Here is a 14,141-nt window from a genome sequence, read left to right on the forward strand (position 1 = left end):
CTAACCCCGGGGTGGCACCGGCGGTGTCGATTGATTTCTTGAATAGGTTAAGACTCAGGCGTGACTCCAGAGACATCCGTCTCAAATGTTGCGTCTATTTTTGGTTTCGAATAGATCGTTATCGAGCTCTGACTATGGCTATCAAAACGCTTCGCATACCTAGCTATCCAATCGATGCGCAGTTCGTCGAGCGCTGGTCACCTCGCGCCTTCACATTGGATCCTATCGATGAGGGTACCGTTCTCACTATTCTCGAAGCCGCCCGTTGGGCTCCTTCCTCTTATAACTCTCAGCCTTGGCGGTTTGTTTGCGTCCATCGGGACACGGATCACTGGGACTCGTTTCTTTCGTTTTTGAATGACTTCAACCGCTCGTGGGCAGTCCGTGCCGCGGCGATCGTTGTGGTTATGTCAAAGCGGACATTTCGGATACCTGGAAAAGATGAGGAACTATCGTTGCCCACGCATTCATTTGACGCTGGAGCTGCCTGGGCGTTTCTTGCGTTGCAGGCTAGCCTTATAGGGTGGGGCGCTCATGCTCTTGCAGGGATCAACAGCGACCACATCCGTAGCGAACTGAGCATTCCAGACGATTTTTCAATCGAAGCTTGCGTAGCAGTGGGCCGGGCTGGGGATGCTGCGCTACTTCCGCATTTTCTCCAGCCAAAGGAGGTGCCGAGTGACCGTCGACCACTGGTCGACATGGCGGCGGAAGGACGTTTTGTCGACGGAACATAACTGTTTTAGAAGCGCCATTTTCAACCACGCGTGCGGGCTCGTCGGGCTATGGGAGCTGGCGTGCGGCGGCGTGCAGACCAGGTGTCAGCAGCTAAGCACGAAGGTGCCCGAAGGGCCCGCATGCGCCGTCTCTTACGCGTTGCCCTATGACACCGGCAACGTAACAGCGCTTTTTATTAGGAGAAGCTATGGAACAGTTGACTTTCGAACGGGTTTGTAAGATCGACCCGACTCAGCTGCAGGAGAATATGAGCTATCCCGCTGACGAAATGCTAATCACTGGTAGGCCGAAGAGAATCAGCCGTCCTTTGGTGGACTTTGAACCATCACGTCCGGGTGTCGGTTTCTGGGAGGCAGAGGTTGGCGCCTGGAAGTTCGTCTATCCATCAAACCGCAACGAGATCTTCCACGTCCTGGAGGGTACCTTCTCGCTCGAGAGCGAAACCACACCACAGACTGAATTCTCCAAGGGCGACACGGGCGTTATCCCCGCCGGCTTCTCAGGAACTTTGAGAGTCACCGAGGCAGTTCGAAAGATATACGTTCTTCTCACCTGAGAAGCGTCACCAACGACGTCGCAAGTTGACTCGCGAAGCGTCTTCGCAAAATCGCGTTGAGCTGCATTATGACGGAAGGTAGTTAAATGACCTATTCAGATACCAAGCTTTTCATTAACGGAACTTGGTGTGACGCACTTGATGGAGCGACCATCAATGTGATCAGCCCTTCGACCGGCGAAAGGATTGGCGTGGTCGCCTGCGCGGCAAAGGAGGACCTTGAACGCGCTGCATCCGCTTCAGAAGCGGGCTTCGCTGAATGGCGCAACTTCGCAGCGGTTGAAAGAGCGAGGATAATGAGAGGCGCGGCAATGCTTCTGCGGGAGCGCGTCGAGACCATCGCTTCCCTCCTAACGCAAGAGCAGGGAAAGCCGCTTGCTGAAGCGCGGGCGGAAGTCTTCTCGGCGTCGGAGATCATCGAATGGTTCGCTGATGAAGGCTTGCGCGTCTATGGACGCGTCGTTCCGTCGCGAAGTCAGAATGTTCAACAACTCGTGTTGAAGGAACCGGTCGGACCGGTCGTAGCCTTTACGCCCTGGAATTTTCCGGTTAATCAGATCGCTCGAAAGCTGTCGGCCGCGCTGACCACGGGCTGCTCTTTCATTGTGAAAGCGCCGGAAGAGACGCCCGCCTCGCCGGCGGCGCTTATTCGGGCATTTTCGGACGCAGGCGTTCCTCGGGGCGTTTTAGGTCTCGTCTTCGGGAATCCTGCGGAAGTTTCTGAGTTTCTTGTTTCCCATCCAGCAGTTCGGAAGGTCACGTTCACAGGATCAACGGCTATCGGCAAGCAGCTGGCCAGTCTGGCCGGCCGACATATGAAACGGACGACGATGGAACTGGGCGGTCATGCGCCAGTCATCATCGCTGCAGACGCTGATGTCGAGGAGGCTGCGAAAGTTTTAGGTGCCGCAAAATTCAGAAACGCGGGACAGGTCTGCGTTTCGCCCACGCGATTCCTCGTGCATAACAGCTTGCGCGGGTCGTTCGAGGCTGCGATGGTCGCGTATGCCGAACAGTTGCAAATAGGTGACGGTCTGGAAAAAAGCACGTCGCTAGGGCCGTTGGCAAATAAGCGTCGCTTGGCGGCCATGAAAGAGGTCGTGAGCAACGCACGTGAGTCTGGAGCCACGTTGTTGACGGGTGGAAACGAGATCGGCGATCGAGGCAATTTTTTCGCGCCTACGGTGCTTTCCGACGTGCCATTAACCGCCGCGATCTTCAATGAGGAGCCTTTTGGTCCTGTCGCTGCGATACGAGGATTCGATGCCCTCGACGAAGCGATATCAGAAGCGAACAGGCTTCCGTATGGACTTGCGGGATACGCATTCACGAATTGCGTGAAGAGCGTACATCAGCTTTCGCAACGCCTGAATGTTGGAATGCTATGGATTAATCAGGGCGCTACGCCGTGGCCTGAAATGCCGTTCGGCGGCGTCGGGGATTCCGGTTACGGTTCGGAAGGCGGTCCTGAGGCGTTGGAACCTTATTTGGTTACCAAAGCCGTCACGATCAAAAGCTGATCACCGACGTAGAGGCCGGATCCCTTCGCAGAAAGTAAGGCCATGGGCCAAGTCAAACCATCAAACACGTACTCCGCGGCGGCGGCGGGTTCAAGAGAATAGATCAATGCACAACGCAAACGTATCCAGACTGCTCAATGTCCTACTTGGCGAAGAAAAGACTCGTGTCCTTTTTTCCACGCTCAATTTCCCCTCCATTCTCAACGACTGGGAAGAAGGCACTGTAACCCGCGCCGAGTTGGCGCAAGCGATGAATATGGCGCTCTTCGATGATCTTCTACAGCGGTCGGAAAACGGCCGCACCTACACGAAGGAAGCGATTGCGAAGGGCGGGTCAGTGTTCTTCGATCACGGAGCGCTGCGCACGGTGCGCTGGCCCCACAACGGCGCGCTGCCGCCCGGCGAGGCCGCGTTCACTAGGATTCTTCGTCCGCTCGGCTTCAGGCTCAACGGCCGCTATCCACTCGTCAAGCTCGGCATGACCGGCCGTGCGTATGCGCACGAGGACGCACCCGATGAGATCGCCCAGTTCTTCGTCAGTGAGCTACACCCGGAGCGTTTTTCGAAGGAGTTCCAGCAGGCTGTGACGAACGTCGTCGCTTCATCCAAAGATCCGTTGACGGCGCTCGCGATCTCACAGCTTTCGGACCTGGAGCGCGACGGATCGTTGCCCGGCGACGCGGCGGAACAGTTGCTGCCCGTCATCGTCGGCGCATTCTCGCGCCAGCACGCCATTCCACGAGAGACGGATTACGACACGTTGCTGCTTGAATCGGCGGAGATGGCATGGATCGCGACTGAGGGGAATGCCTTCAATCATGCAACAGATCGCGTCGAGGACGTATTCAGCCTTTCGGAGGATGAGAAGTCGAAGGGTCGTCCGATGAAGCCCGATGTCGAACGTTCGCGTTCTGGGCGCGTGTTCCAGACGGCTTATAGGGCGGATACAGTGCGGCGCGCTTTCCGTTCGTCCGATGGCGACGAGATTACCCGAGAGGTGCCGGGCTCGTTCTATGAGTTCATCACGCGCAAGCGTGAGTTCGATCAGGCAAAGCGCGGTTGGCAGGTAGACCTGCGCTTCGATGCGGGCAACGCCACCGGTATCTTCAAGATGACAGCCAAGGCAGCGAAGTAACGTGAAATCAGCCAGACCGTTCCAGGGGAGCTTGCCCCTTCTGCAAGCCTTAGAAGCTGAAATGCGTGCGAGGGTGCGCGGCGAAGTGCGTTTCGACGCGGGCTCCAAAGCGCTGTATGCGTCCGATGCATCAAACTATCGGCAGATACCGCTCGGCGTCGTCGTGCCCGCCGATATCGAAGATCTTGTCGCAACGCTCGACGTATGCCGTCGCAAGGACGTTCCATTTTTGACCCGCGGAGGGGGTACCTCGCAGAACGGGCAGTGCGTGAATGTGGCCGTGGTGGCCGACGCGAGCAAGTATGTGAATCGCGTGGTATCGGTAGATGCGAAGACGCGCACGGCCATCGTTGAGCCGGGCGCGATCTGCGACACGCTGCGCGACGCCGCCGAAGCGCACGGCCTCACGTTCGCCCCCGACCCGGCCACGCACAGCCGATGCACGCTCGGCGGCATGATCGCCAACAACTCGTGCGGGGCGCATTCGGTGATGGCTGGGAAGACCGTGGAAAACGTTGAGGCGCTCGAGATCGCCACTTACGATGGCGCGCGCTTCTGGGTAGGCCCGACGAGCGACGCGGAACTCGATGCCATCATTTGCGAAGGTGGAAGGCGCGGTGAGATTTATCGCAAGCTGCGCGATTTGCGCGACCGCTACGCGGGTCACATCCGCGACGAGTTTCCACAAATCAAACGACGCGTCTCTGGTTTTAATCTCGACCAGTTGCTCCCGGAGAACGGCTTCAACGTGGCGCGCGCGCTCGTCGGCACGGAAGGCACGTGCGCGGTGACGCTTCGGGCCAAGGTTCGACTGGTGCATAGCCCGGCATGTCGCGTGCTGTTGGTGCTCGGCTTCAAGGACATTTACACAGCGGCGGATGCGGTACCGCATTTCAATCGCTTTTCACCCCTCGCCATCGAAGGGCTCGATCGCGGCATCATTCGTGGTCTGGAGGTGCGCGGACTGAAATCGGAAGAGATCGCGCTGCTGCCTGAAGGCGACGCTTGGGTCGTGCTCGAATTCGGCGCCGACACGGTTCACGACGCGCTTTCGCAAGCGCAGGAAGCGGATGGGTACTTCAAGGCGGGCTTGGGTGGTGAGAATGTCACGAGTTTCGTCGTCGAGCAGAAGGTGAAGCAGCAGAAGATCTGGTCGATTCGTGAGACGGGTGCATCCGCTGTTTCGCTGTCGATCGATCCGGCTACGCCAGACCCGATCGTCGGCTGGGAAGATGCTGCGGTCGACCCAATGCGTCTCGGCGATTATCTGCGTCAGTTCCAGACGCTGGTCGACCGCTACGGCTACGAGACGTGCCTTTACGGACACTTCGGCGACGGTTGCGTGCATGCGCGAATCACGTTCGATATTCGAACGCCGGAAGGCGTGCTCAGGTGGCGCGAATTCTTGCGCGATTCGGCGCAACTTGTTGTCGACTACGGCGGGTCACTGTCCGGCGAACATGGCGATGGACAAGCGAAGGCCGAGTTCCTTCCGATTATGTACGGGCCCGAAGTCATGCGGGCAATGGAGGAGTTCAAGGCCATCTGGGATCCTGCGAACCGGCTGAATCCAGGTAAGGTCGTGAACGCGTACCGCGCGGATGAGAATCTGCGCATGGGACCGTCGTACAAGCCCGTGAAGCTCACGACGAAACTGACGTTTGCCAGCCGCGAAGGCGATGGCTTGCAGCGCGCGGTGGAGCGTTGCATCGGCATGGGGAAGTGCCGTTCTCTTGATGGCGGCACCATGTGTCCGAGTTTTCGCGCGACGCGCGAAGAAAAGTATTCGACCCGTGGCCGCGCGCATCTGCTCTGGGAAATGCTGCAAGGAGAAGTTATCACCGACGGATGGAACAGCCGCGAGGTGAAGGAAGCGCTAGATGGCTGTCTCGCGTGCAAGGGCTGCAAGTCGGACTGTCCAACGCATACCGACATGGCGTCGTACAAGGCCGAGTTCTTGTCTCACTACTACCAGCGTCATCGCCGGCCCAGGCAGGCGATGTTCATGGGCAGGATCGGGCAATGGGCGCCGCTGGCGAGTCGTTTTCCATGGCTCACGAATCTTATGACGTCGTCGCGTTTCATCGCGCCTATCAGCAAGTGGGTCGCGGGCGTCGCGCCGCAGCGCGATCTGCCGCTTTTCGCGTCGAAACCGTTCAGACAACTTGCGGATGGTCATCGCGTACGCGACAGGCATCCGAATGCAAAGCAGACGGGCAAGGTCATTCTGTGGGTTGATACCTTCAACGATCATTTCTCGCCTCAAATTGCAAGCGCCGCATTCGATGTCCTGACACTGCTCGGATACGACGTGGTATTGCCTCACAAGCGTCTGTGTTGCGGGCGTCCGCTGTATGACTACGGGCTCATTGACCAGGCGAAGGCCTTGTTGCGACGCGCGGTCGACGAGCTATCGGAAGACATCCTGCTCGGCGTTCCGGTCGTCGGACTTGAGCCCGGTTGTCTGTCCGTGTTCAAGGACGAATTACTCAAGCAGTTGCCGCAGGATGACATTGCGCGAAAGCTCTCGGCGCAAACGCATCTCTTGTCGGACTTCCTCGCCGAAACGGAATTTCAGTGGCCGACGCTCGATGCCGATGTCATCGTGCACGGGCATTGTCATCAGAAATCGCTGTTCGGCATGCATGGCGAAACCGCGCTGCTCGACAAACTCGGTGTGCGCTGGAAGCTGCTCGATACAGGATGCTGCGGCATGGCTGGATCGTTCGGTTTCAACAACGAGCACTATGATTTGTCGATGAAAGTAGCGGAAGACAAGCTGCTGCCGCTCTTGCGCGCAGCCCCGCCGGATGCATTGATCATGACCAACGGCTTCAGTTGCCGTGAGCAGATCGAACAAGGTGTGAAGCGACCGGTCCTGCATATCGCCGAGCTCGCGCTTCGTGCGCTCAGGAGCGGGCATGGCGGCCGTCCGGTTTCTCGATCCAGTATAGCGGGCGGCCTGACTTCAGCTTCAAACAGTGCATCTTTTCGCCCAATGCAGAGAGATCAGGCCTGACTTGCGCTCAGCACTCCTTGATTCGGTGGCCGTATGGAAAAGATGTGAGCGCAATTGGCCTGGTGGACCGAATGCCTGGCTGCGAGGGATTTTGGAGCAGACGGGGGCGGAGCGCGCCTGCACATCGTCGTGGGCGGAGGTTTTGGTATGGCTGTTTTCGTGTGATCAGACACCGGTCTTGACGCGGCGGCGCGTGGGCTACCGCAGACATCAGTGTCTTGCACACCCCCAGACTGCGGCCATTGGCACCCCTTTTCACGTGGGGTAGGGAGTACTCGGAGGACCTGAGGTGCGATCTTGAAGGTCGCCGTACCGTAACCTTCATCAAGGATGAGAAAGTTATGACGAGCGTGGGAATGTCGTTGAGGAGTATGGTCGAGGATTGGTTGGCGCCCGACCCGAACAGAGGGTTTCGGGTCAGCCACTACGGACGATCCAGCAGGGGACGTTACGTTTGCGTCGTCGCAGATAACGGCGGCGGGTCAAAGGCGATGTTCTTTTTTCGACACCGAAACGGAAAATGGTGCATTTTCCCACCCGATCCAGAGAGGCCTGCCATGCGCATCGCTGAAGTTTCGTATGCCGAGACTGAGGGTGAAACCAGACGTTAGAGCGTGTTAGGAACTTTGAGCGCGACCTGGGATCCTGGAGGAATGAAAAAGGCAGACCGCAAAGGGTACGGCACCGCAACCGCGCTGACCGTCAGGCATGTTGTATACGGGCGCGCTCGCGATTTCTGTACGCGGGAGTCGGGCATCATGACGCGCAACGGAGAGCAGATTGTCGTTCTGATTGACCGAGCTGTTCCTGAAGACCTGGCGAACGCTCACGCAGTTTGCAGCGACCATAGCATCGTCGATGCGGTCGTCGCGGCGCTGGGCGACGCGCCGGTGTTCACGTCGATGGGCCCGATCCGCGCAGCCATCGGTGCATCGATCCCGACCTGCGACGGCACACCGTTCGACCCCGAAAAAGAAGCATCCGCGGAGATGCGCATGGGCACCAGAAAGTGGCGGACCCGATACGCGCGGGACATGGAAATTGCCGGGGAACTGCTAGGCGCGATGGAACGCGACGAGTTGTGCTTCCGCTATGAGAAGGTCTGCAGCGCGACCGGTACGGAGTGCGTCAGCTATTGGGAGGCGTTGTTGTGCAGGACCGGAGATGGCGTACCGGTCAGTGTAGGCAAGTGGATTCCCGCTCTCGAACGGCTCGGACTGGTGAGCCGCCTCGACAGATGGGTCGTGACGACCGTGATCGATACGCTGCGTGCGCATCCGGACATGTCGCTGGGCTGTAACGTGTCGATTCAGAGTGCAGCGCTCGGCGGCTGGCGGTCGATGGTCATCGAAACCCTTGCCGGGGAGCCTCAGGTCGCGGCACGGCTCGTCATCGAGTTGACGGAAAGCGCGCCGCTGACCGACATCGACGCAGTCGCGGACTTCGTCCGGGCGCTGCAACAGCTCGGATGTCGCGTCGCTCTCGATGACATCGGTGCAGGCTACAGTTCCGTGCGGAGTCTTATGGAACTGAGTGTGGACATTGCAAAAGTCGATGGTGGATATCTGCATCGGGCCCGCTCGAACGGATGCGTTAGAGTACATTTGGGTGCGCTGATCCGTCTGGCGCGAAGATGCGCTTCGCATGTGGTGGTCGAACGTGTCGAGGACGAGGAAGACCTGCACATATCCCAGGCCTGTGGCGCGCATTGGGTTCAGGGATATCTCTTTGAGCCGATCTTCGTCGCCGGTTTGGCGCAATCGGCGTCTGAGCCGGAACGGACTGATGTGCGAGATGGAAGGTCCTGCGGGAGAAAGGAGAAATCTTGAGCGACATCCTTCACCACAAACCTGAAAGTGGCGTGCCGGTCATCGCACAGCTCGTCGCTGGCATGCGGACCAACTGCGAGTCCGCTTGCAATTTTCTTCCGCAACAATGACCGCGGTTGACGCGTATTCCCGCCTGAGCCTGAACGTCCGGTGTTTAGTTTCCTTCGAGTGCACCGCGATTGAGGTATCGGCGGCGCAATCCAGACTGGGTCCGGGAATGAATGGAGTACAAAAATGTTCGAAAAGTCGAAGCCGCTCACGCTCGAATACGCCCGGGAGCTCGAGATATGGACGTGCGCCTGGTACGACGAAGCCGTAGCAGCAAATTTCGTGCGGCCGCCGTATCACCCTGACGCGATGATCATCAAACGTCTGCAGGGCTACTTCCACGCCGGCCTGGCGCCGGCTGAAGCTGCAATGGCATGCTTCGGAAGGAACCACTGAAACGGCGCCGGCATCGCATCCTCGCTGGGCATGGATGGTCATGCGCAAGGCCGGCAACGATCTGGAAGATGCAATGAATGCCCAGCCCGTTACGCACATGGACCAACCACTGGAATCGGGCAACAACTTCAGCGAAGGTGCGCGTCTGCTGGAGTACCGATGGCGGCGCTTCGGCACCTGAACGAAGGAAACCATCGACGCCGCCGCCTCGAGCGGCTATGGGCGACGGCGCCGCCGCATTCCAGACAGAGTTTTTTGTTGATACCTATGCGTGGTTCAGGAAGAGGACACGATGTTGAACATGACCGAACTGGAAACGTTTGCCGCGGTCGTTGAGTATCGCAGTTTCTCGCAGGCGGCCGCGGCACTAAACATCTCTTCTGCTGCAGCGACACGCCGGGTCAAGCGGCTTGAAAGGTCAACGGGGGCACTCCTCCTGATCCGCGAACCGACCGTGATGCCGACGCAGGCAGGAGAAAAAGTCTATCGTCATTTCATGTCCATCCGGCTTCGGGAGGACGACCTGCTACGGGAAATCGAGCCCGGAAGAGCCGCGACCACTGCGCTGGCACTGGCAATCAACGCCGATTCCCTTGCAACCTGGTTCGAGCCGGTGACGCGCGAACTGGTGCAGTACCATGTCGAGCTTGAGATTCTGGTCGATGACCAGGATCACACGCTCGATGCGCTTGCCCGCGGCGACGTCAAAGGCTTTCTTTCGACGCAGGCGGAGCCTGTGGGTGAGCGTTTCGCGGCCGAGCCGGTCGGACAGATGCGCTATCAGTGTGTCGCTTCGCCCGGGTTCGCCCGCGAACATTTCGCTGGCGGCCTGATCCTGCCCGGCGCGCTCAAGGCACCAGCCATCCTGTTTGACCGCAAGGACAGGTTGCACGACATATTTCTCAGGTCGTACTTCGGCGCGACAGTCGGCAGGTACATCAAGCACTATTTGCCTTCACCGTCGGCGTTGTTCAATGCAATTGTTGACGGCGTCGGGTATGGTCTCGTACCTGCGATGCAGGCCGAGCCGCGAATCATTGACGGCAGACTGGTTGCGCTCGCCCCCGATCACGACGTGATGATCGATCTGTACTGGCATCACTGGGAGCAGGAGCCCGAGTCGCTCGCGAAGATCAGTGCACTGGTGATGGAAGCGGCACGCCGAAGCCTGGTTCAGCCGGCTCCGGAGGGAGACGGCGGCAGTTGAAGGATCATCGCAGATGGCCGCCTCGACGCTGCGTGGCGCGTCTTTCGGCCGCGCTTGTCACGCCGCTCATTGTCGCCCGTGTTTTTCTGGGGACATGTCATGCGGTCCGATCTCCCGCTGTCCTTTCTCATAGCCGGTCCCGTTTCATTTACCTCGATTCCGTCCACCCGGGGGTTCCGCAGTGACGCAAGCGGTGAATGTTACGCCGGCGACGGATCCGGGACCATAACGGTCCATGGAGGCGGGAGACGTTGCCTGCCAACGGGCGGCCACCCTTTTCCAGCGACGATATTCACGCATACATGCCAGAGAACGTTACGATCAAGTCAGTGAAGCATATTGGTATTGCATTATTCGACGGATTTGCGCTCTGCGAGACCGCTTCTGTGATCGAACTGTTCCAGTGTGCCAATGCACTCGTTTCAGGTGACCGGGGGCGTGCAGTGCCGTACCAGGTGTATCTGCTTTCGAGTGCCGGCGGTTGCGTCGCAAGCTCGTCTTCGGTCAACGTGTGGACCGAAAGCGTCGACACGCCGCGCCATGTCAGGCATTTCCAGGTGCTTTTCGTCGCAGGCGGGGCAGGCGTTCAACACATCGCGTGTGACAGGCAGAGCATGGAGTGGCTGCGCCGAACAGGTGAGCGTGCCGGGCTCGTTTATGCCATTGCCGAAGGGCACCAGCTACTGGAAGGAGCCGGGTTCAGATGCGCGCAAGCCGGTTGGTGCATCGACGAACAGGCTTCAGTTGGGGGGAGAACGGCCCTCCGGGCGCCGAGGACGCACGAGGTGTCTCCGGCGATTCGCGCGGCGTTGAGCATCATCCAGGAAGACCTTGGCGGTGAGATTGTGCGCCCGATTCCGCACGACATCATGTCACCGGCGCTGACGCAACTTACCGACATGATCTGTCGAACGGCGACGCGCGATGTCAGCGAGAAGATCAGGGCCGCTGCGCGATGGCTGGAGGCAAATGGCAACCAGCCACTTGCGATCGGGCGGGCTGCCGAGGCGGCAGCAATGAGCGGCAGGAACTTCCTGCGACGTTTCAAGGCGGAAATGGGCGTCACACCGTGCGACTACCTCCTGCATCTGCGCCTCGACAGGTGTTGCCGTTTGCTCGTCGAGACCCGTCTGCCAGTCGACAAGATCGCGCGACGTTGCGGCGTGGGCAGCGGCGGGCGACTCGCCAAGCTGTTTCGCAGGCATCTCGGCAAGACCCCTACCGACTACAGGGCCATCCAGCGCTGGTCGGGCGAATCCAGCCAGGGAGACTGAAACTTCCGAAGCCGAAATCAGAATTGCTCGTCTGAACGCCCGAACGACCAGGGGTAAGATTGCCTGCCCACCGCTCCATTCTGCCCGGCTTCGACGGCCGGACTTCAGGATCGCGCGCGCCCCGGCACGCGGGTGAATCGCCATGCGGCCAGCACGCAGGCGGACGCCAGCAACCCGGCCGGCAGCGGGAGCCAGGCGGGCAGATTTCCGATATCAGTCCAGTTCATCGACGAAACGAGCAGGGAGGTCGCGGCGCCAGAGAGCAACATCCATGATGCGCAGCGCGGCGCAACGCGTCGTCCGGTCTCGTGAAGGAGAAACAGCAACCCGACGGCCGCAACATACACGACGTTCAACGAAACGATGGTTGATACGATCGCCTGACCGTCCGTCGCGATTGCGCATCCGATGGCAACGATCAGCACGCGCGACGCGTGGCCGTGGTGACCATCACTCGCGTGGCCGTGGCGGCCATCACGCGAATATAGGCCCTCAAGGGCCGACGACATCGCTCGCGTGATGGCCGTTCCCGATCCGAGCGCGGCCAGGAGGATAACGCCGATGCAAATCATCCCCATCGCCCCACTGGTCTGCAGCATGATCCATGGGATCGCACTCGCGGTCTCGCTCAGGCCGTACAGCTTGCCGGCGCGAAGCGCAGCGACGACCGTCGCGGCCGGAAGAAACCCCGTCACCATCAGGAAGAGGCTCGCGAGCACGCAGCCCAGCCACGCATCTCGCGGTCGGCGCGCCGCGATGGCGAACTGTTGATAGTCGGATCCCGTGATGACCAGAAAGCCGACCGCTGCAATGGTGACCAGGGTCCCGGCTCGTGGCGCAGTGCATATCTCCGCAATGAAGGACGGCCACGCATGCAGGTACACGGGCAGGCCGCCCGATGCGGCGAGCGCATGCACAAGCGCGATGTTCGTCGCCAGCAGGCAGCACGCAAAGAGCACCGCAGCGATGCCGAGCTCAATGCAGGACATGACCAGCAGCGCCGCGGCGATCAGCACCAGTGCATGGGTTGCCGGCAGGCCCGTCGCGACGAGCACGGCGATACCGCCATGGATCTGGGCGGCCAGTACGCCGGACATCCACACGAGCGAGAGCAGCGCGACGAGCCTGCGCACCACCGGACCGTACCGCTCGCCAAACACGTCCCAGATGAGTTCGCGGCCCCGCCAGAGTGTCGGCGCGGCCAGCGCAAGCCCGAGCATGCCCAGTGCGGTGACGATCGCATACAGACTGCCCGCCATGCCGGCATGCAGTGCCATTTCGCCGGAACCGAGCAGGAAGGCGACACCGTAGCTGGCCGAGACGAGCAGCGCGGCCACGTGGATCGCACCGAGATTACGCTGCAGCATTTTCACCTCCCTGGACTTCCCATTCGCGCACGACGGCCTCAGGGCCGCGAAAGTACGCATGGCAGACTCTCGCCTCGCTGGCGAAGGCGGGCAAAGCCAGCAGCCTGCGCTGTGCGCGAGGCAGGCGGTGATAGGGAATCGACGGCATCAGGTGATGCATGAGGTGGTAGCCGTTGTTGTGCGGGTGAATGATCCAGCGCATGACGCTGCGGGACGAGACGTCACGCGTGTAACTGAAAATCCCGCCTCGCGCCAGACCGAAGTGATCGCACAGCTCACGAAACGTGGTGATCGCGTGAAAGAAGGTGGCTCTCGCCAGCATCCAGATGCCGAAAAAAAGCGCCGCCGCATGAACACCCCGCACAAGTGTCACGGCACCCAGTACGGCGACCCACCATCCGATGATGCCCAACCGCTGCATCCAGCCGAGCCGCCGTAGATGCAGGTGGCCGAATATTGAAGCTGACCAGGCCGCTGGCGCAAGCAGCACCTTGAGAAACGGTTGCCACCAGCCGTCCCCAGGCCCGGGCTGAACGGCGATGTAGTCAGGGTCGTGCGTGGGGTCGCCGAGCCACGCGTGATGGCGGGCGTGGAGTTCCCGATAGAGGGCTAGACCGTTGAAGAGCGCCGGCGCGATGAAAAGTCGCGCGAGCGCGTCGTTGAGCCGACTGGAACGGGCAAAATTGCGGTGTGCGGCGTCGTGCAGCAGGTTGCCGAGCGCACGCTGCCGGTTACCGATCCATGCAACAGCCGCCGGTGCCGTCCACCATCCGACACGCAGCAGGATCAGGATGGCAACGGTGATGCTCAGCCAGTCGAACACGATATCGATGACGACATTGAGCACGTCGGGCGATGTCATGGTCCGGTGAAGGGTATCCCATTCGGGAAACGCGGAGCGGATCAGATCCTGGTCGTGAATTACGGCGCGACTATTCATGAATTACCTCGCATGGATTACCTCACAACGAAGACAGGCACGTCGCCCGCAGCGGATGCGAAATCGCATCGCATGCACATGGGTGACGACAACGGGCTTTGATATTACGAAA

General features: G+C 59.9%; 12 protein-coding genes. 10 read left to right on the forward strand and 2 right to left on the reverse strand.

Annotated features, from left to right (window positions below; translation table 11 throughout):
• The first annotated feature begins 134 nt into the window (after positions 1-134).
• The 10 genes from B0G71_RS08115 (at position 135) to B0G71_RS08160 (ending at position 11,722) form a co-directional block, all read left to right on the forward strand.
• Entirely contained in the window at positions 135-737 is a 603-nt protein-coding gene (locus tag B0G71_RS08115) for a nitroreductase family protein (RefSeq protein WP_116140886.1), read from the forward strand.
• A 188-nt stretch (positions 738-925) separates the two neighbouring features.
• Entirely contained in the window at positions 926-1,294 is a 369-nt protein-coding gene (locus tag B0G71_RS08120; RefSeq protein WP_102630911.1) for a cupin domain-containing protein, read from the forward strand.
• A gap of 86 nt (positions 1,295-1,380) precedes the next feature.
• Positions 1,381-2,814, forward strand: a complete 1,434-nt coding sequence (locus B0G71_RS08125) for an NAD-dependent succinate-semialdehyde dehydrogenase (RefSeq protein ID WP_116140888.1) — start codon at positions 1,381-1,383, stop codon at positions 2,812-2,814.
• 106 nt (positions 2,815-2,920) lie between these two features.
• The gene (locus B0G71_RS08130) at positions 2,921-3,949 is read left to right on the forward strand and encodes a DUF1338 domain-containing protein (RefSeq protein ID WP_116140890.1); all 1,029 of its coding nucleotides are present in this window, start codon (positions 2,921-2,923) and stop codon (positions 3,947-3,949) included.
• Positions 3,950-4,010: 61 nt separating this feature from the next.
• The gene (locus B0G71_RS08135; RefSeq protein WP_258875530.1) at positions 4,011-6,968 is read left to right on the forward strand and encodes an FAD-binding and (Fe-S)-binding domain-containing protein; all 2,958 of its coding nucleotides are present in this window, start codon (positions 4,011-4,013) and stop codon (positions 6,966-6,968) included.
• Positions 6,969-7,621: 653 nt separating this feature from the next.
• Positions 7,622-8,797, forward strand: coding sequence for an EAL domain-containing protein (locus B0G71_RS08145; RefSeq protein ID WP_116140896.1), 1,176 nt, complete (start codon positions 7,622-7,624; stop codon positions 8,795-8,797).
• 234 nt (positions 8,798-9,031) lie between these two features.
• The gene (locus B0G71_RS08150) at positions 9,032-9,241 is read left to right on the forward strand and encodes a hypothetical protein (RefSeq protein ID WP_116140898.1); all 210 of its coding nucleotides are present in this window, start codon (positions 9,032-9,034) and stop codon (positions 9,239-9,241) included.
• Positions 9,242-9,281: 40 nt separating this feature from the next.
• Complete coding sequence (locus tag B0G71_RS41290) at positions 9,282-9,422, forward strand: hypothetical protein (protein ID WP_164862217.1); 141 nt, start codon at positions 9,282-9,284, stop codon at positions 9,420-9,422.
• Positions 9,423-9,533: 111 nt separating this feature from the next.
• A complete protein-coding gene (locus B0G71_RS08155) occupies positions 9,534-10,448 on the forward strand; it encodes an HTH-type transcriptional regulator ArgP (protein WP_164862216.1) in 915 nt (304 codons plus the stop codon).
• A 329-nt stretch (positions 10,449-10,777) separates the two neighbouring features.
• Positions 10,778-11,722: a helix-turn-helix domain-containing protein gene (locus B0G71_RS08160; protein WP_258875531.1), complete on the forward strand. Its 945-nt coding sequence runs from the start codon at positions 10,778-10,780 to the stop codon at positions 11,720-11,722.
• Positions 11,723-11,826: 104 nt separating this feature from the next.
• On the opposite strand, the gene B0G71_RS08165 is transcribed toward B0G71_RS08160, so the two are convergent.
• Together B0G71_RS08165 and B0G71_RS08170 are read right to left on the reverse strand one after the other, a co-directional pair.
• On the reverse strand, positions 11,827-13,089 hold the full coding sequence (locus tag B0G71_RS08165; RefSeq protein WP_116140902.1) for a sodium:solute symporter: 1,263 nt from the start codon (positions 13,087-13,089) through the stop codon (positions 11,827-11,829).
• Positions 13,076-14,029 carry a fatty acid desaturase gene (locus B0G71_RS08170; RefSeq protein ID WP_116140904.1) on the reverse strand — a complete coding sequence of 318 codons (954 nt, stop codon included), beginning with the start codon at positions 14,027-14,029 and terminating at the stop codon, positions 13,076-13,078. Before B0G71_RS08170 ends, B0G71_RS08165 begins: the two co-directional genes overlap by 14 nt.
• Between the last annotated feature and the right edge of the window lie 112 nt (positions 14,030-14,141).

The sequence above is a fragment of the Paraburkholderia sp. BL27I4N3 genome (genome assembly GCF_003386115.1).
Lineage (GTDB): Bacteria > Pseudomonadota > Gammaproteobacteria > Burkholderiales > Burkholderiaceae > Paraburkholderia.